Origin of the sequence: Methylosinus sp. KRF6 (assembly GCF_018887255.1) — a bacterium.
Classification (GTDB): domain Bacteria; phylum Pseudomonadota; class Alphaproteobacteria; order Rhizobiales; family Beijerinckiaceae; genus Methylosinus; species Methylosinus sporium.
In genome coordinates this window covers 3,479,303-3,504,524 of the sequence record NZ_JAHLJF010000001.1, presented here as the reverse complement: position 1 = coordinate 3,504,524, position 25,222 = coordinate 3,479,303, and the positions used below count along the sequence as shown (strand labels likewise).

Sequence of the window (25,222 nt, the reverse complement as noted above, 5' to 3'; positions counted from 1 at the left end):
TTTAAAGATTTCGCCCCGCGCTCATATTTCGGGGGAACGCGCCGGCGATTCGCCGACGCGCGCGTTCGCCGAACCTCAGCGGTTCAGCGTTTCGACCAATGTCTTGCCGAGTCGCGCCGGAGACGGCGAGACCACGATCCCAGCCGCTTCCATCGCCGCGATCTTGCTCTCGGCGTCGCCTTTGCCGCCGGAGACGATCGCGCCCGCATGGCCCATGCGCCGCCCCGGAGGAGCGGTGCGGCCCGCGATGAAGCCGACCATCGGCTTCTTACGGCCCCGCTTGGCTTCGTCTATCAAGAATTGGGCCGCGTCTTCTTCGGCAGAACCGCCGATCTCGCCGATCATGACGATGGATTTGGTGGCGTCGTCGGCCAGAAACAACTCCAGCACCTCGATGAAGTCGGTTCCCTTGACCGGATCGCCGCCGATGCCGACGGCGCTGGTCTGGCCGAGACCCTCGCGGGTCGTCTGGAACACGGCCTCGTAAGTCAGCGTGCCCGAGCGCGAGACGACGCCGACGGAGCCTCTGCTGAAAATATTGCCGGGCATGATGCCGATCTTGCTCTCGCCCGCGGTGACGACGCCCGGGCAATTGGGCCCGATGAGGCGGGATTTGGAGCCCGACAGAGCGCGCTTGACGCGGATCATGTCATGGACCGGAACGCCCTCGGTGATGGCGACGATCAGCGGAATCTCGGCGTCGATCGCCTCGCAAATGGCGTCGGCCGCGCCCGGCGGCGGCACATAGATGACGGAAGCGTCGGCGCCGGTCTTCTCCCGCGCTTGCGCTACCGTGTCGAAGACGGGAAGATCGAGATGCGTCGAGCCGCCCTTGCCGGGCGAGACGCCGCCGACCATGCGGGTGCCGTAGCGCACCGCCTGCTCGGAGTGGAAAGTGCCGGTCTTGCCGGTAAAGCCTTGACAGATGACCTTGGTGTTCTTGTCGATGAGGACGGACATTCGAGCCCCTGGGGCGTCGGGGCGCAAAAGCGCCGCCAGTCTTGTTCGGGAAACGCGCCCGCTCGAATCACGGGCGGCGCGATGATCTGCTCGATCGAAACGAGATTTTCCGCTTCGAAGAGCCGCGACGTGCAAATTATTGAGAATTGCGCCGCACATCAAGGCTGACTGACGCGGAAGCGGGCTCGGCTCCTGCGCGAAATTGCGGCAATCCGCCCGGCCGCTGTCGAGGCGGCGGAATTTCTAGGCGCCGCCCAGGCGGGGGAAGACATTCCGGCGCTGCGGCGCCATATCCGCGAAGCGACCGCTCGCGCGGGGCGAGAAGCGGAAACCGGGGGCGCGAATGGGTGATGAGAACGTGCGGCGCGAAAGCCGATTTCTCGCCGCGACGGATGGGCTGCGACTCCACTATGTCGATTACGCTCCCGCGGGCGGCGGCGCGGCTATTCCCGTGGTCTGTCTCGCCGGCCTCACCCGCTCGGCGCTGGATTTCGACGCTCTGGCGCAGGCGCTCGCGCGGCGCGGGAGGCGTGTGCTGGCGCTGGACTATCGCGGCCGCGGCCTCTCGCAATGGGACGCGGATTGGAAACGCTACAGCCTCGATGTGGAGGAGGACGATATTTTGGCCACGCTCGCGGCGGCCGGCGTGGACAAAGCGGTTTTCGTCGGAACCTCGCGCGGCGGCATTCATACGATGCGCTTCGCCGCCCGGCGCCCGGAGCTTTTGAAGGCCGCGGTCGTCAACGATATCGGCCCGGTGGTCGACGCCCGCGGTCTGCTGCGCATAAAGGGCTATGTCGGCCGCCAGCCCGGCTCCGCCACGATGGCGATCGCTCTCGCCGCGCTGAAGCTCGTCGCCGGCCCGCAATTCACCAGCCTGAGCCAAGCGGAATGGGAGGAATGGGCGCACGCCACTTTCGTCGAAAAGGACGGCCGGCTGCAGCTGCGCTATGATCCGGCGCTCGCGCATACGCTCGACGAAGTGGGGCCCGACAGCGGTCCGATCCTGTTCCACGACGAATGGAACGCGATCGCGGCCATTCCGACGCTCGTCATCCGCGGCGGCAATTCCGACCTTCTCTCGGCCGAAACCTTCGCAGCCATGGGCGACGGCCATCCTCTGCTCGAACGCCTCACCGTGCCCGGCCAAGGCCATGCGCCGCTGCTGCTGGATGAAGGGACGATTCGAGCGATCGGGGAATTTGTGGAGAGAGTGAGCGAATAGCGAGATCGCGTCGCCTGTGGGCGACTATTCGCTACTCGCTGCGTTCAGCGGATGCAGATCGCGCACCATTGCACGGATGCGCTCGTCGAGCACATGCGTGTAGATTTGCGTCGTCGAAATATCGGCGTGGCCGAGCAGCTCCTGAACGACGCGCAAATCCGCGCCATTCTGCAGGAGATGGCTGGCGAAGGCGTGGCGCAGCCCATGCGGGCTGATGTCGCGCGCGGGAAGTCCGGCCGCCGCGGCCGCCGATTTCAAGTCGCGCGCGAAGGCCTGGCGCGTGAGATGTCCTTCCGCCGCATCGGAGGGAAACAGGAAGGGCGACGCCGCGAGGCCCGGCGAATGTTTCGACAGCAGCGAGCGATAAACGACGAGCGCCGCGCGCGCCTGGTCCGAGAGCGGAACGAGCCGCTCTTTCGAGCCTTTGCCACGCACGGTGACGAAAGGCTCACGCGCCCGCGCAGCGCTCGCCGGCAGAGAGACCAATTCCGAAACGCGCAGACCGCTGGCGTAGAGAGTCTCAAGCGCAGCGTAGAGGCGCGCGGCGCGCATACGCTCGCCCATGGGGCGCGACTCGTCGTCGATCCCCTCCCGCGCCGTATCGAGAAGGCGCGTCACTTCATCGACGGAGAGAATATCCGGCGCGCTGCGATGGCGGCGCGGCCCCTCGAGCGAGGCGGCCGGATCATCGGCGCGATAGCGGTCGACATAGAGGAATTTGTGAAACTGCTTGAGAGCGGACAAACGCCGCGCGGCTGTGGCGCCGGTCATGCCGCGCGCCTCCAGCGCCGCGAGATAGGCGCGCAGGCCCTCCGTCCCGACGCGCAGCGGATCGGCGGCGGATTTCTTCAAAAAATCGAAATAATCTTCGAGGTCGCGGCGATAGGCGTCGAGCGTGTTGCGCGCGGCGCCGCGCTCGGCGGCCAGCATGTCGAGAAAGGCGGCGATCAGCGGATGGCGCTTGCCGTCGCCCATGGCGGGTCTCACTTGTTGAGGCGCTGCGGCGAGATCGTCTGCGTCATCTCGCGCGGCTGCGGCGAGACATAGGCGACGATCGCCAGCATCCCCGCATAGGCGAGGGCGGCCAGCACGCCGACAATGACCAGAAAGCGGATGAGACTGGGCAAGAATCGGCCCCTTTCGAGGAAAATACAAGGCAGCTATCGCCCGAAGCCGGTTGTTTTGCAACCACCCGCGCGTCTCGGGAAATAAGCGCGCGGTCGCCACTCCGCCACCGGCGATCGCTCGCCAGAGTCAACGAACCACAACCTTGGTTCCGACATGGACACGGTCGTAGAGATCGACGACGTCGTCGTTCATCATGCGAATGCAGCCGGAAGAGACGTTCTGGCCGATCGTATAGGGCTCGTTGGTGCCGTGGATGCGGTAGAGCGAGGAGCCGAGATACATGGCGCGCGCGCCGAGCGGATTGGCCGGGCCGCCGTCCATATGGCGCGGCAGATCGGGCCGGCGGGCCAGCATTTCGCCGGGTGGCGTCCAATCCGGCCATTCGGCCTTGCGGGAGATGGTCTTGACGCCGGCCCAGGTGAAGCCCGGACGGCCGACGCCTATGCCATAGCGCAGCGCCCGTCCGCCCCCTTGCACGAGATAGAGAAACTTATTCGAAGAATCGATGACGATCGTGCCCGCCCGCTCGGCGCCGGCGTAATCGACCTCGGCGCGGAGGAAGACCGGATCGATCTGGCGCTGGACATTGGCATCACCCGCGCCGAGGGCGGCGACGCGCCGGCGCGCCTGCGGCTCCGGCGTCTGGCCGGTGACGAGCAATTCAATGAAGCCGCCGCCGTAGGCGCCGGGAGCTACCGGCGGCTCGGCGCGCGCCGTCACCAGGCGCGGCTGCGGCGCCGGCCACGGCTCGACATAGGCGGGAGCTGGCGGTGGCGGAGCCAAGCGGGCGCGGGTCGGGAGCGGAGCGACATAGGCCGGCTCTTGCGCCGGCTCCTCGGCCGGGGCGGCGGGAAAGAGCCGGCCGGCTTCGCGCTCGCCTATCCCGGTGATGACCCGCGGAGCCGCGGCGGCGACGCCGATCGAAGACGAAAATAGAAGAAAGGCGAGGAAACGAGAGACTCTTCTGGACATGAACGCACCGCCCGACGCGCCGCCGGAGGTTCGGCGCGATCATCTTGCTGTAGCTGGACCAGACCGAGAATATACTTTGAATTTTAATCGTAAATCTGAAGCGATTTTTATGGTTGACGATTGGAAAACACCCGCGCCGGGGACTGCCCCCGCCAGTGACTTGCCGTCGCTAACGCCGAACCGGCTTTCGCGCCAGCTGGAAGAGCGTCGGCTTTTCGCCGAGCCTATGGGCGATGATCGTTTTCATCGATCTCCTCCTCGACGTCCGGCACAGGCAACCAAACGCATATTCGCGCGCCGCCGCTCGGTCGATTCTCGACAGTCATCCGCCCGCCGAGCGCTTGCGCGCGCTCGCGCATCCCGAGCAGGCCGCGGCCGCCTCCGCCCGGCCGATCCGGCATTCCGACGCCATCGTCCTCCACGACGATCGCCAGGACCGAGCCGCCGTCACCCTCGTCGCTCGCCGCGAACTCCACCGCGACCAGCGCGCGGCGCGCGCCGGAGTGACGAAACACATTGGTCGTCGCCTCCTGAACGATGCGATAGGCGGCGGAAAGAACAGGCTCCTCGAGCGAGGAGAGGTCATGCGGCGTGACCAGCTCGCAAAAGACATCCGGGCGCTTCGACCGCCATGACGCGACGAGCTCGGCGAGCGCCGCGGCGAGGCCGAATTCCGCGAGCCCGCGAGGCGTCAGCCGGCCGAGCAGGCCGCGGACGAGCGCCTGCATCGCTTCGCTCGCCTCGTCCATCTCGACGCCGATACGGCGCAAGCGCGCGAGATCCGGCGTGGGAGCGGCCGCCGCCTCGGAGAGCGCGACCACGCCCGCCCGGATGGAGAAGAGACAAGGGCCCGCCTCGTCGTGCAGATCGCGGGCGATCTCTCGGCGCTCTTTTTCCTGAACGCTGAACAGCTCGGCCATCAAGCCGCGATTTTCGGCCTTCACCTGATCCAGCGTCGCGGCGAGCGAGTTCAATGCGATCGAAATGCCGCGGAATTCGCTCGCGCCGCGCAGGACGACGCGCACATTGGTTCGGCCGGCCTCGAGATCGGCGAGCGCCCGGCGCATGTCCTCGAACGGCGCCAGCGAGACATGGACGAGCCAGAGAACGAGCGCGAAGAAGAGCAAGGCGGCCGCGAAGCTGACGAAGGCGAGCCAGGACAGATCGGACCAGATTTCCGCCAATTCGTCGACCGGATTGGAGACGATGGCGATGCGGCCGTCATCGACGCCGCGGATCAGCACGGTCGGCAAGCTGCCGAGGCGCAGGATCGAGACGCGGGTCGGCGCGTCTACCAGGGACACGAACCAATCGGGCACGCCGACGCTGTCGCGACGCTTGGGCGTCGGCTTGCCGAGTGAAGCCACATCCGCATTCGCGAGTATTTTGATGTCGACATGGCGAAGCGCGCCGAGACTTTCATAGAAACGGCGCATCGCCGGCGCTGGATCGGCGGTTTCCTGAAGGCTGACCAGAGCCGTCGCGAGCAATTCATGCGTCAAGCGCAGCATGGTCTCGTCTTCCGTCCGAATGCGCGGTCCGGCGTGCAGAACAAGAACCGCGACATTGACCAGAAGCGTCGCCGATAGAACGAGGCCGACGAGCCAGCTCAATCCCGCGCGGAGCGAGAGACGACCAATGGGGCGACGCAGCATGGCGGACTCCGTCCCGACGAACAGCGGCGACGAGAAGCGAGCCTTTCGTCGATCATGAGACGGTGGCACAGCGCTCTGCCGAAGGTCTACGGAAATCCCCCCGATAAATATTTCCGATTTTTCCCGATTTGGTCAGCGCCGCACGCCGCACATTCGCACGGGATCGCTCGTGAGCCGATCGCGATCACAAATCGACATCCGCCCAGATCGCCGCATGGTCGGAGGCCGCCTCCGAGGCTTTGGTGATCTCGGGGTAATGCGGAAAGAGCGTGCCGTTCTTGCCGCCCCACACGCCCTCGCGGAAAATGCCGCCGCCTTTCGCCGCTGCGAAAAGCGCTGGCGAGAGAAGAATATAGTCGATCTTGTTGGACGCTGCGCCCGAGCCGAAAGTGCCTGGACGTCCGCCATCGTCGAAGCGCGCGTGCTCGCTTATGTCCTTCAAATCGGTCTGACGCAGCAGCGGGGCCAGCGGCGCGCTGTCCGGCGTGTCGTTGAAATCGCCGATGACCGCGACATGATCCTCGCTCTCGCGCAGCGCGTCGTAAATCTCCTTCACCCGCGCCGCCTGCCGCTCGCGCTTGGCGTTGGAGGTCGTCTGCGAGCCGAAGCCTTTGCTCTTGAAGTGATTGATCAAGAGATGCAGCAAATTGCCCTTGGGCGTGCGGATTTCGTAATGCGCGCAGTCGCGGCTGAAGATGCGCCCGGTGTTGTCGGCGTCGTCGACATGGCTGTGAATGGCGACGATCTCATAGCCCGCGCGCGCATAGAGCCCGACGTCTATGCCGCGATCGTCATTGCCGTCGATGAGCATGGCGTGGGCGTAGGGCTTTCCGCCCTCCCCCTTGATCACATTGTCGTTGAAGCGCACCAGCGCCGGCCGGCTCTCCGCCTCGATGACGCCGAGCACATCGGCGTCGATATCATTGATGACGCGCGCCGTGTTGCGCGTCGCCTCCTCGTTCACCTCCTCGCGCTTCAGCTCGACCCAGCCGATCCAATCATTGCGGCCGCCGGCGACGACCTCGATTCCAGTCTTGGCGCGCTTGACGAGATGGCCGCGATTTTGGCGCAGGATCGCGAAAGGCCCGCCGTCGTCGGATTTCTCGAGCTTCAATTCGCCGAGCAGCTTGACGATCTTCTTCTTGTCGGCGGCGGTGTAGACCGGCTTGCCGAGAATGGCGGAGAGCTCTGCCTGCGTCTCCAGCGCCTTCTTGCCCTCGGACCAGCTTTCGCCATTGAGCGCATGGACGCGCAGAAAGAGGTTTTCGAGATTATAAGATGCGAGCTTCATGGGAGCGCCCGGAAGGTAGCGAAAAGCCGTTTCACACAATGGCCGGCGCCGCCGGCGTCATGAAGTATAATCACTGCGCGGCGTTTGTTTCAATAATGCGTCGGCGCTTCATGGAGACAAATCGGAGGCGACATGCCCGCCGAGCGAATTTTGATCGTCGGGACCATTCGCATTTCGCCCGGCTCGCTGGAGCGCGCGCGGCCGGCGATGGCGGCGATGATCCATGCGAGCCGTAAAGAGCCGGGCTGCCTCGCCTATTCCTATGCGGAAGACGTGATCGAGCCGGGCCTCGTCCGTGTGACGGAGATATGGGAGAGCCGCGCGGCGTTGAGCGCGCATTTCGCATCCGACCATCTGCGCCAATGGCGCGAGTCGTGGGAGACGATCGGCGTTCGCGACCGCCGCCTGCACGCTTATGCGATCGGCGAAGCGGAGGAGACGTGAATGAGCGAGCAGAGGACGTCCCGCCCCGACGCGTCGGAGAAGCCTGCGAGCATGTCGCTCGGCGAGGCGATCGTTTGGACGGCCATCGTGGCCTATCTGGGCCTGGTGGCGATTTTCGCCTGGAATCCGACGCCGCTCGCGCAAGGGCTGGCGGCAATCGGATTTGCGAGCGCTTTCGTCCATTGCGCGCTGACCTATGGCGTGAAAAACGCTCTGGCCCTGCTCGCGATCTGCTTCGCCGTGAGCTTGGCGACCGAAAATTTCGGCGTCGCGACCGGCCTTCTGTTCGGGCGCTATCACTTCGAGGTCGGCGCGGCGCTTCCCCGGGTCGGCGAGGTTTCGGCCATCGTCGGAGGCGTCTGGTTCGGAATGGGCTATTTCGCCTGGATCGTCGCGAGCACGATTTTGGACCGCGCGGATCGCCGGCTGAAAGAGGATGGAAACATCGTCCTTCTGCCCATCGTCGCCGCTTTCGTCATGACGCAATGGGATTACGTCATGGACGCGCCTTCCGCCACGATCTCGAAAGCCTGGATATGGCATGACGGCGGCGCCGTTTTCGGCGTGCCGCTGAGCAATTATCTGGGCTGGCTGCTCACCTCGTGGCTCTTCTATCAGGGCTTCGCGCTCTATCTCGCGACGCGGGAGGCGTCGCCCGCGCACCCTCGCGAGCGGAGCTTTCGCCTCGTCGCCATGCTCTTCTACGCCGTCTCCGGCCTCGCCCATGTGACGCCATGGCTCGGCGGCGAAGCGGGCGAGATCGCCGACGCCGCCGGACATGTCTGGCGCATAGAAGATATAAGGGAAGCGACCGTCGGGGCGATGCTGTTCACAATGTTCTTCACATCGCTGCTCGCGGCGATGCGGCTGGCGCTGCCGCGCTGAAACGGCGCCTCTCTGGCTCAGGCGGCGACAGGCGCCGGATCGCGGCGCATGACCCGCGAGAGGATCCGCCGTCGAAGTCGAGACGAGACGACGCCGGATCAGCCGCAGACCGGCGCGTCGCATTTGCGGCTGGCGGCGATCATGCGCGCCATAGATTTGGGCCCGGGATAGCCGAGCACGCCGATCGAGCTCAGCGCGAAGGACGGCGAGGCGGCGAAGCCGAGATCGGCCGCGAGCTGGACATGGCGTTTCACCACGCTGCCGATCAGCTCCGAATTCGCCGATTCCTCGATCTTGGCGGCGTCGAGTCCCATCGCTTTGGCGAGCGCGAGAGCGGAGATCCCGTCGATAGCGCCGCGATGCGCGAATAATTGCTTGTGGAACTGATAGGCCTTCTCCGGGCCGTAGAGGCGCAGCGCCGCCTGCTTCACCCGCGCCGCCAGAAAGGAGCCGAGGCCGAGCACGGCGTTGTCGGCGAGACCGAGCCGCAGATTCTTGTCCTTGGCGAGGAACGCGTCGAGATCGCCCGCGGCCTTGCGACAATAGGGGCAATTATAATCGAAGAATTCGAACATCACTACATCCGCCGTCGCCGGTCCATGCCAGAGCAGGCCGGGCAGATCGGCGGGCGAGAGTTCCGAGGGCAGACGATAATTGGCGATCGGCGCGCCGTCGTCGGCCATGATCGGAAAGAGATTGTTCTCCTGCGCCCGCGCGGGGCGCGCCGCGCTCGCCGCCGTCATCGCGGCGAGCGAGCCGAGCAAGGCGCGGCGGCTGAAAGGGCGGGCGAGCGGCGAAAGCACTTCATATTCGGCCATGAGAATGCGCTCCTGAATCGAGATCGCGTCCCGGCTAGCACAGAAAGAAGCGTTTTTGCGGAGCCCTGCGCGGCGACCCTCAGCCGCACCAGCCGCCGCCGCAGATCACCGAATGGACCGCCCCGGCGCCAATGGGCGCAGAGGCGACGGCGGCCTCGGCGTCGAAGAGCGAGAAAACGGCGCCGATAACGATCGCGGCCAGGAGAGCGGCGAAGAGCTGGGCGAATTCGGTCATGGCGGCTTCTTTCGAGGACAGCCGCGACGGCCGCGGCGACTGCTGCGATATTTAGCGCCGGCAGCCGCCCGAATAGGTGTGGATGCGCACAATCCGCGCCTCCCCAGTCTCGCGCCGAGACATGCGTCGGGGCGAGATTGCAATGGGCTCGAACGTAGCTATCCTCACGCTGTCCGCGAAGCGGCGAGAGGAGGGAATGGTGCGCAGACCCGTGATTTTCGCGGCTTTTGTCGGCCAGCTTCTGACGGCGGCGGCGCCTCCGGCCGCGTCGGCGCAGGAGGCGGCGAATATCCGCTCCGCCTATGCCGGCAAGACCCGCATGACCTATAGCTCCGGGCATGGAACGCAGGTCGAATATGTGGCGCCCGACGGCCGCAGCTTCCTCTGGTATCCCGGCAATAGGACTGTGCTTCCCGGGCGCTGGAAGCTCGATATCGACGCCGACGATCCAGACGATATATCGCTCTGCCAGCTCTATCCGTCGTCGAGCTACAATCCGGTGACCCACACATACGGCGGATCATGGGAGTGCGAGGACGCGCGGCGCTCGCTGTCGCGCACGAAGGAGACGCTGAACGGCGATCCTTTCGGCCTCGCGCGCCGGCGGGAGCCGCCTTTCGTCCTCTCCCGCGAGCAGACGAGCTTCGCCGAGCTGTTGCGCCGCGCTGGAAAATAGCGGCGCAGGCGCGTCAAAAATGACTGTCCGGCTCCTCGCCCCCCTCTTCCTTCTGCTCGTGACGCATCATCAGCGGGATTTGCGCGAAGGCGAACAGCAAGGTCAGCGGCAATATGCCGAAGACCTTGAAATTCACCCAGACGTCTGTCGCCACGCTGCGCCGCACCAATTCATTGAGCAGGGCCAGAAAGAAGAAGAAGAACGCCCAGCGCCAGGTGAGCTTGCGCCAGCCGGCGTCGTCCAGTCGAAACGCGGATTCGAACACCGCCGGCAGCAAGAGCTTGTCGAACCACAGCGCGCCGAGCAGCGCCGAGCCGAACAGCGCATAGAGGATCGTCACCTTCAGCTTGATGAAATTCTCGTCCTGCAAGAAGAAGGTGAGCGAGCCGAAGACGAGCACGAAGATCGCCGTGACCATGGGCATGGTCGGCAGATGGCGGGTGATGGAATAGGAGACGGCGAGCGTCGCCAGCACGGCGACCATCAGCGCCGCCGTCGCCTGGAAGATGCCGAACTTCTGATTGACGATGAAGAACAGGACCAGCGGCCCCATCTCCAGCGCGAATTTCAATCCCGGGTGAAGGCGCCTCTTGGCGGGCGCTGCGGTCTCTTGGGTCATGCGTTTTGTTCGTCCGCTTCGGCGTCGGAGTCGAGCCCGGCGATGGCGCGGGCGAAATCGCGCGCGGTGAAGGGCTCGAGATCGTCCGAGCCTTCGCCGACGCCGATGAAGTGAATGGGCAGGCTGTATTTCTCGGCGATAGCCACGAGAATGCCGCCGCGCGCGGTGCCGTCGAGCTTGGTCATGACGAGGCCGGTGACGCCCGCGGTCCGCTCGAAAGCGTCGACCTGGGCGATGGCGTTCTGGCCGACGGTCGCGTCCAGCACCAGAAGGACGGCGTGCGGCGCATCCGGCTCGGCCTTTTTCATTACGCGCACGATCTTGGCGAGTTCGGCCATCAGCTCCGTGCGATTTTGCAGGCGGCCGGCCGTATCCATCAGCAGAATGTCGGAGCCGCGCTCGCGCGCGGATTTGATGGCGTCGAAGGCGAGGCCTGCGGCGTCGGCGCCCTCCGGCGCATAACATACGGGCGCGTCGAGCCTTTCGCCCCAGATGCGGAGCTGTTCCACGGCGGCGGCGCGGAAAGTGTCGCCGGCGGCGAGCATCACCTTCTTGCCCTCGCCGGTCCATTTGGCGGCGAGCTTGGCGATGGTCGTCGTCTTGCCGGAGCCATTGACGCCGACGACGAGCACGATGAACGGCTTTTTCGTCTCGTCGATCTCGAAGGGGCGCGCGACCGGCTCCAGCACGCTTTCCACTTCCTCGGCGAGAATGGCGCGCACCTCGTCCGGGCCGATGGTCTTCTCATAGCGCGCGGCGCCGACCTTGCCGGCGATGCGCTGCGCCGCGGCGACGCCGAGATCGGCGCGGATCAGCACATCCTCGAGCTCCTCGAGGGTCAGCGCGTCGAGCTTGCGCTTGCTGAAGAGATCGGAAATGCCCTGGACGATGGCCTGCGAGGAGCGCGAAAGGCCCCCGGTCAGCCGCTCCCACCAGGAGCGCTTTTTCGGACGATCTGCGCCGGCTTCTGCGGCGGGCGTTCCTCCACGGCCGAACAGCCGCGCGAAGAGTCCCTTTTTTTCTTCGGCTTCGCTCATGATCCCTCACGGTCGCGGCCGATTGCTACACCAGCCGGCCGCGAAGGGCCAGCGGCGCGTTTCGCCGCCGCAGGGTTGAATCGCGCCGCCCGCGGCTCGATATGACCGCTGGGGGGCTGGCTTGCTCGTGAGTCTCGCAAGTGACAGCCGGCGCAGCCTGGATCGATGTCGCCGAGAAGCGATCCGGGCAACTTTTCCTCGGAGACAGCGAAACCGCTGCGGCCATCGCCGCCACCAATTGGGCGAGATCGCCGCTCGGCCCGCCGCTGACCTGGCCGAAGCGCTTGCGCATCGCGCTGGAAATCTGTCTCAACAGCGCCTTCCCCATCGCCATCTTCTGGGGAAGCGAGCTCTGCCTTCTCTATAACGACGCCTATCACAGCCTGCTGGCCGACAAGCATCCGCGCGCCCTCGGCCGGCCGGCGCGCGAGGTGTGGCCGGAAATCTGGGACGTGATCGGCCCCATGCTGCAAGGCGCGCTCGTCGACGGACTGCCGACCCGCTCGGAAGATCTGCAGCTGCACATGATGCGCAACGGCCGCCGCGACGAGGGCTATTTCACCTTCTCCTACAGTCCGATCCACGACGACGACGGCGGCATGGGCGGCGTCTTCTGCCCGGTGGTGGAGACAACCGACCGGGTGATCGGCGAGCGCCGGCTGCGCACTTTGCGCGATCTCGCCGCGCTGAGCCGCGCCGAGGACGAGGGCGAGGCCTGCCGCCTCGCCGCCAGCGTGCTCGCCATGAATGGCTATGACCTGCCCTTCTCGGCCATTTATCGCTTCGACCACGACCGCGGCGAGGCGGAGCTGATGGCGGCGACAGGCGTGCGTCCTGGCGGGCGCGTAGCGCCGCTGCGCATCGGACTCGGCGATCCCGATCCTGTCCGTGGCGATATTTGGGGCCTCGCCGAGGTCGCGCGGCTCACGCCCGGCCGCGTCGCCATTCGCGCGGTCGATGGGCGCTTCGGCGAGGAAACGCCCTGCGGCCCCTGGTCCGCCGCTGCGGACGAGGCCGTGCTGTTTCCCATCGTGCTGCTCGGCCAGGACCGCGCCGCGGCGGCGCTGATCGCCGCCGTCAATCCGTTCAAGCGGCTCGACGCGGCCTATGCTTATTTCCTCGACCGCGTCGCCGCCAAAATCGGCTCCTCCATGACCGACGCGCGCGCCTATGCGGCCGAGCGCGAGCGAGCCGAGGAGATCCGCGTGCGCGAGCTGGCGCTGCGGCGCACCGAGGCGGAGCTGCGCGAGGCGCAGCGGCTCGGCCGCATCGGCAGCTGGCGCTGGAGCGGCCGCCACGACGATCGCGGCGGCGCCTCGCCCTATATCGCGCGCATCTTCGGCCTCGACCCCGATGCGCCGCCGCCGAGCTTCGCCGAGCAGAAGGGACTGCTCTACGCCCCGCGCGATTGGGAGAAGCTCGACGCCGCGACGCGCGAGACCTTGCGCACCGGCGAAGGCTTCGAGTTCGATCTTCCCGCGCATCGCGCCGACGGCGCCGCAATTCATGTCACCATTCGCGGCGAGGCGGTGCGCGACGAGCGCGGCGCCATCGTCGGCTTGCGCAGCACGATTCAGGACATCACCGAGCGCAAGGAGGCGCAGGAGCGCGTCGAGCTGCTGCTGCGCGAGGTGACGCATCGCGCCAAAAATCTCCTCACCGTCGTGCGCGCCGTGGCGCGACAGACGGCGCGGCGCGATTCTCCGCACGCCTTCGCGCAGCATTTCGACCAGCGCATAGCGGCGCTCGGCGCGAGCCATGATCTTCTGGTGCAGAACGAATGGCGCGGCGTCGAGCTGCGCGCGCTGACGCGTTCGCAGCTCGCGCATTTCCGCGATCTGTTCGGCTCGCGCATTCGCATCGAAGGGCCGGATACGGTGGTGAAGCCGGCGGCGAGTCAGGCGATCGGCATGGCGCTGCACGAGCTCGCCACCAACGCCGGCAAATATGGCGCGCTCTCCAACGACAAAGGCGTGGTCCGCATCGCCTTCGGCGTGAGCAGCGAGGGCGGCGCGCCGCATTTCGAGATGGAATGGCGCGAGAGCGGCGGGCCGACGGTCGTCACGCCCAAGCGCCACGGCTTCGGCCATATGGTGATTCTGCAAATGGCCAAACATGCGCTCGGCGGCCGGGTGACGCTCGATTATGCGCCGAGCGGCGTCGTCTGGAAGGTGAGCGCGCCACTCGACAATGTGATCGAGCCCGCGCAAGGAGAGGATTAGATGAGCGGTAACGAACCCATCCGCATTCTCGTCGTCGAAGACGAGCCGGCGATCGCGGCCGATCTCTGCTTCGTCGTCGAGGAGGTCGGTTATGAGATCGGCGGCACCGCGAGCTCGGTCGACGAAGCGTTGAAGCTGATCGAGCACGAGGAGATAGACGGCGTGATCCTCGACGCCAATCTGCGCGGCTCCAGCAGCGCCAGCGTCGCCGACGCGCTGCGCGCCAAAAAGCTGCCCTTCTTCGTTTTGTCGGGCTATCTACAACGGCAATTGCCGGAGCCGCTCTGCGGCGCGCCCTTCCTCGCCAAGCCCTATGACCAGGACGAGCTGACCTCGCGCATATTGGCGCTGGCGCGGCAGTAGCGAAGCGTGATGAACGCCGACGCCGAGCGGCGCGAAAATGCGCGCGGCCCGGCGTCGCCCATCGTCAACGGTGGTGATGATGGTGGTGATGATGGTGGTGGTGATGATGGTGGTGCCGATGGGGCCGCGGATGGGCCGAGGCGGCCAGCGGAGCCAGGGCGACGGCGAGGCCGAGAGCCAAAGTCGCGATCAACTTTTTGGTCATGATCTGTCCTCTACATGCGAGGCGTCGGGGCGACGCGCTCGAACAATGCCGCGGCTAAGATGAATAAATGCCGAATGAGCCGCCGCGGCGCCCAACATAGCGGCGCCGAAGCCCGAAACCAAAGCTTGTCGTCACGCCGGCCCCCGGCCCAAAATACGCAGGCCGAGCCCCTATCGCGCGGATTTGCGAGCCTCTATGAATTGGCGGACGCTCCACGCCGCGCGCCCGAAGGACAAGTCGATGCCGATCTGGAAGCCAGATTTCGATCGCCAGAATAACGCCATTCTCACCCGCTTCGCGCGATCCATCGAAGCGACGAAGCCCTTCGCCGAAAGCTTCGACTATGACGGGCTCTACTGCTGGAGCCTCGCGAGTTCGCCGCAATTCTGGTCGGCGATCTGGGACTTCTGCGGCGTTATCGGCGAGAAGGGCGAGCGCATTCTCATCGACGCCGACAAAATGCCCGGCGCGCGCTGGTTTCCCGACGCCCGGCTGAATTTCGCGGAAAATCTGCTGCGCCCGCGCCCGGCCGAGACCGAGGCCATCGTCTTCCGGGGCGAGGACAAGGTCGAGCGCCGGCTCTCCTTCGGCGAGATCGTCGCTGAGGCCGGCGCGCTCGCCGCTTATTTCCGCGCGCAGGGCGTCGCGCCCGGCGACCGCATCGCCGCCTATATCCACAATGGGCCGGAGGCGATCATCGGCATGTTGGCGGCCGCTTCTCTCGGCGCCGTCTGGTCCTCCTGCGCGCCGGAGTTCGGCGTGCAGAGCGTGCTCGATCGTTTCGGCCAGATCGCGCCGCGCATTCTCATCGCGGTGGACGGCTATTTCTACAAGGGCAAGACGCTCGACCGCGCCGATAATATTCGCGAGATCGCCGGCAAGCTGCCGAGCGTGCAGAAGATCCTCGTCGTTCCCTATACGAGCGCGTCGCCGTCGCTCGACGGCCTCGCCGATGCGCAGCTCTGGCCGCAGGCGATCGCCGCGCATGAGGGCGCGGCGCTGCGCTATGAGCGCCTGCCTTTCGACCATCCGCTCTACATCATGTTCTCCTCCGGCACGACGGGCGCGCCCAAATGCATCGTGCATGGCGCCGGCGGCACGCTGCTGCAGCATTTGAAGGAGCATCGCCTGCAAAGCGACATCAAGCCGGGCGACCGCTTCTTCTATGCGACCTCCACCGGCTGGATGATGTGGAACTGGCTGGCGAGCGGCCTCGCCAGCGAGGCGACGCTGCTGCTCTATGACGGCTTCTTCAACGCCGGCGAGAATGGCGCGATCCTTCTCGACTTCGCCGCCGAGGAGAAGGCGACCTTCTTCGGCACCTCCGCCGGCTATCTGAAGCAGATCGAGAAGCAAGGGCTGAAGCCGCGCGAGAGCCATGATCTCTCCGCCGTGCGCAGCATCGCCTCCACCGGCTCGCCGCTGCTGCCCGACAGCTTCGATTATGTCTATCGCGACTTCAAGGAAGATGTGCAGCTCGCCTCGATCAGCGGCGGCACCGACATCGTCTCCTGCTTCGTCGGCGGCAGTCCGTGGAGCCCGGTCTATCGCGGCGAGATTCAATGCGCGGGCCTCGGCATGGCCGTGCAAGTGTGGGACGAGGAGGGCAAGCGCGTCACCGGCCATGAGGGCGAGCTCGTCTGCACGCAGCCCTTCCCCTCCATGCCGATCTATTTCTGGAACGACGCCGACGGCGAGAAATATCGCAAGGCTTACTTTTCCGAACATCCCGGCGTCTGGCGCCATGGCGATTTCGCCACAGAGACGGAGCACAAGGGATTCCTCATCCATGGCCGCTCGGACGCGACGCTCAATCCGCAAGGCGTGCGCATCGGCACGGCGGATATCTACAATATCGTCGAGCGCCTGCCGGAGGTTCTCGAATCGCTCGCCATCGATCAAGAGTGGGAAGGCACGACGCGCATCGTGCTGTTCGTGAAGACACGCGAAAGCGCCGAGCTGGACGACGCGCTCGCCGCGCGGATCAAGCGCGAATTGTTCGAGAAGGCGTCGCCGCGCCATGTGCCGTCGGTCATCATCGCGGCGCCCGATCTGCCGCATACGCGCTCCGGCAAGCTCGTCGAGCTCGCGGTGAAGGAGATCGTGCATGGACGGCCGGTAAAGAATGTCGGCGCGCTCTCCAATCCCGAATCGCTCGCGTTTTTCGCAAATCTTCCGCAGCTCGCGGACAAAGGCCGATAGGACCATGATGCAGACTTTGGGACGCATCGTCATTCTGGTGAACGACTATGACGAGGCCGCCGATTTCTATCGGGACAAGCTCGGCCTCGATACGCTCTTCGACGCTGGCGAAGGCGCCCGGCGCTTCCTGCATCTCGGTTTCGGTCGAGGCGGCGTCTGGCTGCTTCTCGCCGATAGCGCCGAAGCGCGCGCGCGAGTCGGAAACCAGACCGGCGGTCAGCCCGTCGGCGTGGTCTACACCGACGACATTCATGGCGATTTCGCACGTCTTACGGAAAAGGGCGTGAAGGTCGCGGAAACGGTCCAGAGCGACGAAGGATCGTTCCATTTTCGTTTCCATGACCTCTACGGCAACCAATGGGTGCTCGTGCAATCGAATGCTTCGGCGCGCTGATCGACGGCGCGCGAGCGTCGGATCGTCACGAAAGCGCGCTATCTATCCGCCTCATTGCCACGAATGTGATCGATAGGAGCCGCGAAGATGAAGATCGACGAGGTGCTCGAGACGGCATTTGCGATGCCGCTGACCAATCCCGCCTATCCGCGCGGACCCTATCGTTTCTATGATCGCGAATTCATCGTCATCGCCTATCGCACCGACATCGACGCGCTGCGCGCCGTCGTGCCGGAGCCGCTCGAGGTGGACGAGCCCATCGTCAAATATGAGTTCATCCGAATGCCGGATTCGACCGGCTTCGGCGACTATACCGAGAGCGGCCAAGTGATCCCGGTGCGCTTCAACGGGCAGAAGGGCGCCTATGTCCACGCCATGTATCTCGACGATGACGCGCCCATCGCCGGCGGCCGCGAGCTGTGGGGCTTTCCCAAAAAGCTCGCCTCGCCCAAGATCGAGCATGACGGCGACGTCATTCTCTGCACGCTGAAATATGGCCCGGCGCTCTGCGTCGAGGCGTCGGTCGGCTATAAGCATCGCATATTGGAGACGGCTCCGATCGCCGATGCGATCCAACAACCGAATTTTCTTTTGAAGATCATCCCCCATGTCGACGGCTCGCCGCGCGTGCTGGAGCTAGTGCGCTACCATATGACGGACGTCGTGATGAAAGGCGCCTGGGCCTCGCCGGCGGCGCTCGCGCTGCATCCGCATGTCGCCTGCGACGTCGCCCGCCTTCCGGTGCGGGAAATCATCTCGGCGACGCATTTCACCGCCGATCTCACGCTCGCTCTCGGCGAGGTCGTGTTCGATTATCTGGATCAGAAATAGCGCCGCTCACGCATCCTTCCGCTTCGGCGCGCGCGCCAGCAGAATTTTGTACCGAATGTCGAAATAATCGGGGACCGCGCAGCGGACCGCTTTGTCGCCGCGCATGAGGATCGCCGGAATGAAGGCGGCGCCGAGGCCGGCCTCCACCTGCGCCAGCAGAGCTTCGGCCGAGGCGCTCTCGCAGACCGGCGGATCGCGCAGGCGAACGCCATGCGCGGCGAGCATGGCTCCGATGCGCGCCCCATAATGCGTGCCCGGCGCATAGACCATGAGGCGCCCGATCAGCATATCGTCCTCGAGCGCGGCGAGACGCGCGCCGCGACGCTGCGCGAGGATCAGCCGATCCTCGCCGATCGTCTCAAGCTCGAGCCCGGCGAGATGTTCGGCGTCGCCGAAATCGGGAATCATGGCGAGATCGGCGTGGCCGCGCTTGACCGCCTCTATGCAGCCGGAGACGGAGGCGACGACGACCGAGTAATTGCGCAATTCACGCTTCGTCAACCATGGCGACAGAAAGGTCGCGGCGAGCGTGTTGGTCGCATAGATGCGCAGCGCCTTTTCCAAATGGCTCGACACGGAGAGAACCGCGCGGCGCGCATCATAGATGTCGTCGCGCAGCCGATGCGCGCGCGAGAGGAACTCTTCGCCGGCGGGCGTCAAAGTCACCGGGCGCCGCTCGCGATCGAACAGCGACGCGCCGAGCCATTCCTCCAGCCGCTGCATTCGGCGGCTATAGGCGGATTGCGTCGTGCAGCGCGCCTGCGCGGCGCGCGTGAAATTGCGCGTCTGGCAGAGCGCCAGGAAATCGTCGATCCATTGCAGTTCCATGATGCGAGAAATGCATCGTCCTATCGCAAATGACAATTGGATCGAGCCGCAACGCCGCGCCATATGCGTCGCTGTGACGATTTCTCGGAGTTGAGCGAATGGATCCGCTGACGATATTCGAGAAGGACGATGGCGCGGGCTTCGCGCTTCTGCCGCGCTGCGTGCGGCTGCTGACCGCGCCGGCCGAGCCGCTCGCTTTCTGCGAATTCGAGGTGGTGAGCGGAAACGCGGCCTATCGGGCGGGCGAGCGCTTTTATCTGACACAGGCGAAAGCCCGCCGCGCCTATCCTGCGGCGCAGCTTCTGCCGGCGACGGCTGGGGACGCGCCCCGCGACAATTAGCGCCCGCGATAGCGCCCGGCGCAACTGGAAAGTCGCCATTCAAATTACAATTATCTTGGTCGATGAGACATTTTCACCGTCCCCGGCGCGCTCCATGACGAGCTTTCGCTTCACGCTGCAAGCCCAATTGGCGCTGTTCATCGGCGCTTTTCTGGCGATCGTCCTCGGCTTGGCGCTGCTCTCGACGCAGAGCCTGCGCGTCGTCGAGGGCAAGACCGAAGCGCTCGCGTCGAAATGGATCGACGGAACGCGCATTCTCGGCGAATTGACCGATCGTATTTCCGAATTCCGAATCGCGGAGACCTATCGCGTTCTGGCGGAAACGGACGAAGAGCGGATCACTGCGGAACAGCGCGCAGCCGAACATCGCGTCGTCATCGAAGAGCTGCGACACGACTATGAGCTGCTGTTCGACGCCGAGCGGCGCCTGGACCTCGCCGAATTTCGCGATGCGCTCGCCGCCTATTTCGCCGCCCATGACGCCTGGATCGCGCGGGAGCCGGACGTCGCGGCGATCCGGGCCGGCCATGGGGTGAACGCTCTGCACGGGCTCTACCGGGCGACGGATGAGGCTGCGGACGCCGCGATAGATCGGCTCGAGTGGTCGGCGCGCGCCGAGGCCGAAACGGCGGCGCGCGTCACCGAAGGCGCGCTGAAAACCACTCTGCTCGCATCGGCGCTGGCGGTCGCATTGGCGATCTGGCTGCTCTTTCGCGCCCGGGACCGGATCACGCGGCCGCTCGCCGCGATCACCGCCGCGCTCGCCGAGCTCGCGGCCGGCAACCGCTATGTCGAGGTTCCCGAGATGGAGCGCGACGACGAGATCGGCGCTATGGCGAAAGCTCTCGACGTCTTCCGCGCCAATGCGCAGGCGCTGGAGCGCGCGCATGAGGCGACGCGCGCGGCGCAGGAACATGCGCAGATTCTCGCGCGTCAGGATTCGCTCACCGGCCTCCCCAATCGGCGTATGCTGGTCGCCGATCTGCACGCGGCGATCGAGCGTGTCGAGGACGGCGCCGCCGCCTGCGCTCTACTGATCGTCGACCTCGACCGTTTCAAGCCGATCAATGATCTCGAAGGGCATCGCTTCGGCGACGCCGTGCTCTGCGAAGTGGCGCGCCGCTTGCGCGAGGTCTCGCGCAAGAGCGATATCGTCGCACGCCTCGGCGGCGACGAATTCGCGATTTTGATCGAGATGACTCCCGGCGCCCATATGGATCAGGCGACCAGCGTCGCCGGCCGGGCGCTCGCCGCCATCGCCGAGCCGATCGAGATCGGCGATCGGCGCGTCGAGCTCAGCGCCAGCGTCGGCGTGTCGCTCTGCCCCGAGGATGGTCTCGACGTCAGCACACTGCTGCGCGCGGCGGATATAGCGATGTATCACGCCAAGCGCGACGGCCGCGGCTTGTTCCGCTTCTTCGAGCAGAGCATGGACGAAGAGCTGCGTCGACGCGCCGAGCTCGAATCTGCGTTGAAAAAGGCCGTGGCCGTTGGCGACATTCGCCCCTTCTATCAGCCGCTCGTCGATCTGCGCGACAATCGCATCTATGGCTTCGAAGTGCTGTCGCGCTGGACGCATGAGAAGCTCGGCGCCATTCCGCCGGACGTCTTCATTCCACTCGCGGAACAGATCGGCGTCATCGCCGATCTCACCTGGTCGGTGGTGCGACGCGCCTGTCGCGAGACGCTGCAATGGGGCGCGCAAGTGCGCCTGTCCGTCAATGTGTCGCCGATGCAGCTCAAGGATCCGCTGCTCGCCTCACGCCTGCTGTCGACGCTGGAGGAGGAGAAATTCCCGCCCGCGCGTCTCGACGTCGAGATCACGGAGAGCGCGCTCGTCGACGATGTCGACACCGCCCGCGCGACGCTCGCGGCGTTGCAGGCCGAAGGCGTGTGCATTTCACTCGACGATTTCGGCGCGGGCTATTCGAGCCTCTATCATTTGCGCGCCTTCCATTTCGACAAGGTGAAAATCGACCGCTCCTTCGTGCTCGCCATGCAGCACGATGAGGAGAGCGGCAGAATCGTCGACGCCATTTTGAGCCTGCTGAAGCATCTCGGCGTGACGACGGTCGCCGAAGGGATCGAGACGGCGCAGGCGCTGCGTCGGCTCGCCGAAAATGGCTGCGAGATCGGCCAGGGCTTTTATTTCGGCAAGGCGATGCCCATCGCCGAAGCCTCCAAGCTGCTGCGCCGCCGACGCGCCGATCGCCGCGTGGCCTAGAGTCTTGCCGGGTTTCATTGAAACAAAGCCACGCGGCCTGTTCGTCCGACATCAGGGAATGACGCCCGTCGCCATGCGGCCGAGATCGCCGACCGCGCCGGTGACGGAATCGACCGCGCGCTGCATGAAGCCCGGCTGCTCGGCGGGAGCGGGCGGCGGCGGCGGCGCGGCCGGAGCCACGGCGACAGGAGCGGGCGGCGGCGCGACAGGAGCGGCGGCCGTCGGCGCCGGAACGGGCTTGGGCTTGGCCGGCTTCGCCTGCTGCGCCGTCGGCTTGGCGGGCGCGGTCTGGGCGGGCGCCACCGGCTTGACCGGCTGCGGCTTCTCGGCGGCGGTCGTCGTCTTGGGCTTGGCGGCGTGCGGCGCCTTGGCCGCGGGCGGAGGCGCGGCGACGACCGGCTCGGGCGCCGGGGCGATCTCGACCGGCGGAGGCGCGGCGGCGACGGGTTCGGCCGGCGGCGCCTTGGGCGTCGGAATAATGCGGATGGGCGCGGCCGTGGGCGTGGTCAACGGCGCGGCCTCGGCGTCGGGCGGACTCAACGCGCCCGCCGGCAGCGGGGATGGCGTTTCGACGGCGACAGGAGCCTCCTTGGCGACAGCGGCGGGCGCTTCGCCTTCGGGCGCGGCGGCGGCGACCGGCTCCTCGGCGGCAGGGGCGGACTCGGCGGCCATTGCGTCACGGCCGACGGCCTCCGCATTCTCCGCGGCTGCGGCGTTGGCGGCGGGATCGATGGTCTCGCGCTGCAGCGCCGAGGCGACGGGCTCCTCCTCCTCGGCAGGCAGGAACATGGTCGCCATGGCGCCTGCGCCGACGGCCAGAACGACCACGGCCGCGACGATCAGCCATCCGCGCCCACGCCGGCGGCGAGGCTCGACGCGCGCGGACCGCGATTCGTCCGGCTTCGGCTTGCGCCGCGCGCGCAGCTGCCGGTCGACCTCGCTCGGCGCGCGCACGGCCTCGGCGGCCCGCCGCGGCTCGGCGAAGGCTTCGCGCTGCGCGTCGCCATGGGCCGGCCGGGCGAGAGACTCGTCGCTTTCCTGCGGCGGGTCGGCGTGACGCAACAGCTCCTTGAACTCCTCGAACTCGGCGATGAGCTTCTTGTCGGCGGGGGCGTTCATCTTCCAGTCCTCCGATTGCGTCGGCGCGCCGGCCGAAACTCCGACGCCCGCCGCCATCATTCGCGATTTTCGCCGATCCCGGCCTCCGCGAATATTCACGAAACACCTCTGTCGGCGGGCCATTTCTCGGGCGGCCTCCGCCACTCTCTGCAGCAATAGAGAGAAATGTGGCCGATCTTTGCTGCGGCGCCTTCCCTTTGGAGCCTCATCCGATCCAATCGGATCAGAAAGCGCCGCGCGCCCGGCTCGCTCAGACCAGCTGCTCCTTCAATTGCAGCGTTCCCGCGACGCCGATCGCGTCATAATGCTCGTCGAGAAAAGCCTTGCCCGCCTCGTGGCCGATGTCGAACAGAGAGCGCAGGAAACCATAATCGGCGTCGAGCTTGGTGTCCGCGCCGAAGCGCTGCATCGCCGCGCCGCCTTCGACGAGATGCAGCAGCACCTTCTTATAATGCGTGCCTTTCAACCGTCCGGCGTCGATGAGGCGCGCGACGAAGTCGATGGCGCGAAACTCGTGCAGGAGGGAGGCGTTGAAGGTGATCTCGTTCAGCCGATCCATTATGTCCTGCGCGGTGCGCGGGATTTCGTCGCGCTCGACGGGATTGATCTGCACCAGAATAATGTCGCGGCAATCGGTCTCGGTATAGAGCGGGAACAGCGCCGGATTGCCCATATAGCCGCCGTCCCAATAGGCCTCGCCCTCGACCTCGACGGCCTGGAACAGAGTCGGCAGGCAGGCGGAAGCCATCAGCATGTCGATCGTCATCTCCGGCCGGCGGAAGATGCGCACCTTGCCGGTGCGCACATTGGTGGCCGAGACGAACAGCTTCAGATCATCGGTGGCGCGCAGCGCCCGAAAGTCGATGAGGCTGTCGATGAGATCGCGCAGCGGGTTGATGTCGAGCGGATTGAACTCATAGGGCGAGAAATAACTGGCCGCATTATGGGTGAAGGATTTGCGTAGCTTCAACGGGTCCCAGAAGCCGAACACCATGTCGCAGAGATCGCGCTGCGCCTTGCTGAGATCGCCGTCGACGCTCACCGTGCGCCAGAACTCCTGAAGTTGCGCACGGGCGCGCGCCGGGCCGCCCTCGCGCAATCCATCCGCATAGACGACAGCGTTCATCGCGCCGGCGCTGGCGCCGCTGACGCCGACGACATCGAGCCGCCCATCCTCGAGAAAAGCGTCGAGCACGCCCCAGGTGAAGGCGCCGTGTGCGCCCCCGCCCTGCAAGGCCAGAGTGACCTTCTTCTTTTGGTCCGTCATCCCGCGGTCCAGCCGCCGTCGATGGAAATATTCGAGCCGGTGATCTGCGCCGCGGCGTCCGAGCACAGGAACAGGACCAGCGCTGCGATCTGATCGACGGTCACGAATTCCTTGGTCGGCTGCGCCTGCAGCAGCACGTCGTCGATGACCTGCTCGCGGGTGAGATTGCGGGCCTTCATCGTGTCGGGAATTTGCTTCTCGACCAGCGGCGTCCACACATAGCCGGGCGAGATGCAATTCGCCGTGACGCCGAAAGTGGCGAGCTCCAGCGCCACCACCTTGTTGAGCCCGGCTATGCCGTGCTTGGCGGCGACATAGGCGGCCTTGAAGGGCGAGGCGACCAGCGAATGGGCCGAGGCGGTGTTGACGATGCGGCCCCAGCGCCGCTTCTTCATGCCCGGAGTCGCCGCGCGAATGGTGTGAAAGGCCGAGGAGAGATCGATCGCAATGATCTGATTCCATTTTTCGATCGGGAAATCCTCGATCGGCGAGACGAATTGGATCCCGGCATTGTTGACGAGAATGTCGACCGAGCCGAGCTTCGCCTCGGCATTGTGGATCATGGCCTCGATTTCTTCCGGCCTAGTCATGTCGGCGCTGTCGTAAATGGCGGTGACGCCGAACTCGGTCGCTATGGCGGCGCGCTCCTTCTCGATTTCGGCGGCGTCGCCGAAACCGTTGAGGACGACATTGGCTCCCTCCTTGGCGAGAGCGCGGACGACGGCGAGCCCGATGCCGCTGGTCGAGCCGGTGACGACGGCGTTGCGTTTGGCGAGAGACATTCGCGCTCCTCTGATGCTGGAGGATGAGCGCCAGCGGCTCATCCTGTCGAATGGCAATCTAGCGTATCTCGACCGCGTGAAAATAACGACGGGATATTCCGCGTCGCTCGGCTCCGCGGCGAAGGAGCCTAGTCGTTCATCATGACAAAACCCACGCCATGCGCCGACATGAATAACGCGAGCATCGACACGGAAACGCGAATGTCGACATCGAATTTCCGAAAGAGCGACACGGCGATGATCGCGCCGGGCGAGATCGCGTAGCCGACGCCACATGCCAAATATGTCGGCATATCCGCGTAGCACACTCCCCATTCGACAAGACGCCGATCTGAGATCGATCGCTCGATCTCTCGGTAGTCATAAACCTCGCCGATAATGAGCAAGAGGAGATATACGGCCATCAGCATGAATATTGTGGCGCACACATATTTATTCATGAAGTTCGCCTTTCGAGGAGTCACGCTGGCGTTTCCAGCCGAAGTGGGACACCGGTTCG

Annotated in this window: 27 protein-coding genes; 11 read left to right on the top strand and 16 right to left on the bottom strand. The window is 65.6% G+C overall.

Annotated elements, in window-relative coordinates:
• Window positions 1-75 precede the first annotated feature (75 nt).
• Window positions 76-960: a succinate--CoA ligase subunit alpha gene (gene sucD / locus KP010_RS16550; RefSeq protein WP_142862220.1), complete on the bottom strand. Its 885-nt coding sequence runs from the start codon at window positions 958-960 to the stop codon at window positions 76-78.
• 343 nt (window positions 961-1,303) lie between these two features.
• Between sucD and KP010_RS16545 the strand changes: the two genes are divergently transcribed.
• Window positions 1,304-2,185 (top strand): alpha/beta fold hydrolase, encoded by an 882-nt coding sequence (locus KP010_RS16545; protein WP_142862219.1) that lies wholly within the window; start codon window positions 1,304-1,306, stop codon window positions 2,183-2,185.
• A 24-nt stretch (window positions 2,186-2,209) separates the two neighbouring features.
• Here the strand turns inward: KP010_RS16545 and KP010_RS16540 are convergent, their stop codons facing one another.
• The 5 genes from KP010_RS16540 to KP010_RS16520 form a co-directional block, all read right to left on the bottom strand.
• The gene (locus KP010_RS16540; RefSeq protein WP_142862218.1) at window positions 2,210-3,160 is read right to left on the bottom strand and encodes a site-specific tyrosine recombinase XerD; all 951 of its coding nucleotides are present in this window, start codon (window positions 3,158-3,160) and stop codon (window positions 2,210-2,212) included.
• Window positions 3,161-3,168: 8 nt separating this feature from the next.
• Window positions 3,169-3,312 carry an oxidoreductase gene (locus tag KP010_RS16535; RefSeq protein WP_142862217.1) on the bottom strand — a complete coding sequence of 48 codons (144 nt, stop codon included), beginning with the start codon at window positions 3,310-3,312 and terminating at the stop codon, window positions 3,169-3,171.
• 127 nt (window positions 3,313-3,439) lie between these two features.
• A complete protein-coding gene (locus KP010_RS16530; protein ID WP_142862216.1) occupies window positions 3,440-4,285 on the bottom strand; it encodes a L,D-transpeptidase in 846 nt (281 codons plus the stop codon).
• A gap of 224 nt (window positions 4,286-4,509) precedes the next feature.
• Window positions 4,510-5,940 carry an ATP-binding protein gene (locus tag KP010_RS16525; RefSeq protein ID WP_246659772.1) on the bottom strand — a complete coding sequence of 477 codons (1,431 nt, stop codon included), beginning with the start codon at window positions 5,938-5,940 and terminating at the stop codon, window positions 4,510-4,512.
• 184 nt (window positions 5,941-6,124) lie between these two features.
• Window positions 6,125-7,231 carry an endonuclease/exonuclease/phosphatase family protein gene (locus KP010_RS16520; protein WP_142862215.1) on the bottom strand — a complete coding sequence of 369 codons (1,107 nt, stop codon included), beginning with the start codon at window positions 7,229-7,231 and terminating at the stop codon, window positions 6,125-6,127.
• A gap of 132 nt (window positions 7,232-7,363) precedes the next feature.
• Between KP010_RS16520 and KP010_RS16515 the strand changes: the two genes are divergently transcribed.
• Together KP010_RS16515 and KP010_RS16510 are read left to right on the top strand one after the other, a co-directional pair.
• Window positions 7,364-7,675: a putative quinol monooxygenase gene (locus KP010_RS16515; protein ID WP_142862214.1), complete on the top strand. Its 312-nt coding sequence runs from the start codon at window positions 7,364-7,366 to the stop codon at window positions 7,673-7,675.
• A complete protein-coding gene (locus tag KP010_RS16510) occupies window positions 7,676-8,560 on the top strand; it encodes a carotenoid biosynthesis protein (RefSeq protein ID WP_142862213.1) in 885 nt (294 codons plus the stop codon).
• Between the two features lie 98 nt (window positions 8,561-8,658).
• On the opposite strand, the gene KP010_RS16505 is transcribed toward KP010_RS16510, so the two are convergent.
• Complete coding sequence (locus KP010_RS16505; protein ID WP_142862212.1) at window positions 8,659-9,378, bottom strand: DsbA family protein; 720 nt, start codon at window positions 9,376-9,378, stop codon at window positions 8,659-8,661.
• 79 nt (window positions 9,379-9,457) lie between these two features.
• A complete protein-coding gene (locus KP010_RS16500; RefSeq protein ID WP_185966442.1) occupies window positions 9,458-9,613 on the bottom strand; it encodes a hypothetical protein in 156 nt (51 codons plus the stop codon).
• Between the two features lie 196 nt (window positions 9,614-9,809).
• Here KP010_RS16500 and KP010_RS16495 point away from each other — a divergent pair, with 196 nt between their 5' ends.
• Complete coding sequence (locus KP010_RS16495) at window positions 9,810-10,289, top strand: hypothetical protein (RefSeq protein ID WP_142862211.1); 480 nt, start codon at window positions 9,810-9,812, stop codon at window positions 10,287-10,289.
• 13 nt (window positions 10,290-10,302) lie between these two features.
• Here the strand turns inward: KP010_RS16495 and KP010_RS16490 are convergent, their stop codons facing one another.
• Window positions 10,303-10,908, bottom strand: a complete 606-nt coding sequence (locus KP010_RS16490; protein ID WP_142862210.1) for a septation protein A — start codon at window positions 10,906-10,908, stop codon at window positions 10,303-10,305.
• Complete coding sequence (ftsY, locus tag KP010_RS16485) at window positions 10,905-11,945, bottom strand: signal recognition particle-docking protein FtsY (RefSeq protein WP_142862209.1); 1,041 nt, start codon at window positions 11,943-11,945, stop codon at window positions 10,905-10,907. The genes KP010_RS16490 and ftsY overlap by 4 nt, the downstream gene beginning before the upstream one ends.
• A 140-nt stretch (window positions 11,946-12,085) precedes the next feature.
• Here ftsY and KP010_RS16480 point away from each other — a divergent pair, with 140 nt between their 5' ends.
• Both KP010_RS16480 and KP010_RS16475 read left to right on the top strand, forming a co-directional pair.
• Window positions 12,086-14,167, top strand: coding sequence for an HWE histidine kinase domain-containing protein (locus tag KP010_RS16480; RefSeq protein WP_142862208.1), 2,082 nt, complete (start codon window positions 12,086-12,088; stop codon window positions 14,165-14,167).
• Window positions 14,168-14,530, top strand: a complete 363-nt coding sequence (locus tag KP010_RS16475) for a response regulator (protein WP_142862207.1) — start codon at window positions 14,168-14,170, stop codon at window positions 14,528-14,530.
• 64 nt (window positions 14,531-14,594) lie between these two features.
• Here the strand turns inward: KP010_RS16475 and KP010_RS16470 are convergent, their stop codons facing one another.
• Window positions 14,595-14,735, bottom strand: coding sequence for a hypothetical protein (locus tag KP010_RS16470; protein WP_216281220.1), 141 nt, complete (start codon window positions 14,733-14,735; stop codon window positions 14,595-14,597).
• A gap of 240 nt (window positions 14,736-14,975) precedes the next feature.
• Between KP010_RS16470 and KP010_RS16465 the strand changes: the two genes are divergently transcribed.
• From KP010_RS16465 to KP010_RS16455, 3 genes are all read left to right on the top strand, one after another.
• Window positions 14,976-16,937, top strand: coding sequence for an acetoacetate--CoA ligase (locus KP010_RS16465; protein ID WP_216281218.1), 1,962 nt, complete (start codon window positions 14,976-14,978; stop codon window positions 16,935-16,937).
• Between the two features lie 4 nt (window positions 16,938-16,941).
• The gene (locus KP010_RS16460) at window positions 16,942-17,331 is read left to right on the top strand and encodes a VOC family protein (protein WP_210244277.1); all 390 of its coding nucleotides are present in this window, start codon (window positions 16,942-16,944) and stop codon (window positions 17,329-17,331) included.
• Window positions 17,332-17,418: 87 nt separating this feature from the next.
• Window positions 17,419-18,162 carry an acetoacetate decarboxylase gene (locus KP010_RS16455; protein WP_142862205.1) on the top strand — a complete coding sequence of 248 codons (744 nt, stop codon included), beginning with the start codon at window positions 17,419-17,421 and terminating at the stop codon, window positions 18,160-18,162.
• A gap of 6 nt (window positions 18,163-18,168) precedes the next feature.
• Here the strand turns inward: KP010_RS16455 and KP010_RS16450 are convergent, their stop codons facing one another.
• Entirely contained in the window at window positions 18,169-18,990 is an 822-nt protein-coding gene (locus KP010_RS16450; RefSeq protein WP_142862204.1) for a LysR family transcriptional regulator, read from the bottom strand.
• A 98-nt stretch (window positions 18,991-19,088) separates the two neighbouring features.
• Between KP010_RS16450 and KP010_RS16445 the strand changes: the two genes are divergently transcribed.
• Window positions 19,089-19,331, top strand: coding sequence for a hypothetical protein (locus KP010_RS16445; protein ID WP_142862203.1), 243 nt, complete (start codon window positions 19,089-19,091; stop codon window positions 19,329-19,331).
• A gap of 94 nt (window positions 19,332-19,425) precedes the next feature.
• Window positions 19,426-21,555 (top strand): bifunctional diguanylate cyclase/phosphodiesterase, encoded by a 2,130-nt coding sequence (locus KP010_RS16440; protein ID WP_142862202.1) that lies wholly within the window; start codon window positions 19,426-19,428, stop codon window positions 21,553-21,555.
• Window positions 21,556-21,606: 51 nt separating this feature from the next.
• On the opposite strand, the gene KP010_RS16435 is transcribed toward KP010_RS16440, so the two are convergent.
• The 4 genes from KP010_RS16435 to KP010_RS16420 form a co-directional block, all read right to left on the bottom strand.
• Window positions 21,607-22,734, bottom strand: coding sequence for a hypothetical protein (locus tag KP010_RS16435; protein WP_166141770.1), 1,128 nt, complete (start codon window positions 22,732-22,734; stop codon window positions 21,607-21,609).
• A gap of 190 nt (window positions 22,735-22,924) precedes the next feature.
• On the bottom strand, window positions 22,925-23,941 hold the full coding sequence (locus KP010_RS16430; protein WP_108916659.1) for a patatin-like phospholipase family protein: 1,017 nt from the start codon (window positions 23,939-23,941) through the stop codon (window positions 22,925-22,927).
• The gene (locus KP010_RS16425; protein ID WP_142862200.1) at window positions 23,938-24,723 is read right to left on the bottom strand and encodes a 3-hydroxybutyrate dehydrogenase; all 786 of its coding nucleotides are present in this window, start codon (window positions 24,721-24,723) and stop codon (window positions 23,938-23,940) included. Before KP010_RS16425 ends, KP010_RS16430 begins: the two co-directional genes overlap by 4 nt.
• 128 nt (window positions 24,724-24,851) lie before the next feature.
• Window positions 24,852-25,163, bottom strand: coding sequence for a hypothetical protein (locus KP010_RS16420; RefSeq protein WP_216281216.1), 312 nt, complete (start codon window positions 25,161-25,163; stop codon window positions 24,852-24,854).
• Window positions 25,164-25,222: the final 59 nt, after the last annotated feature.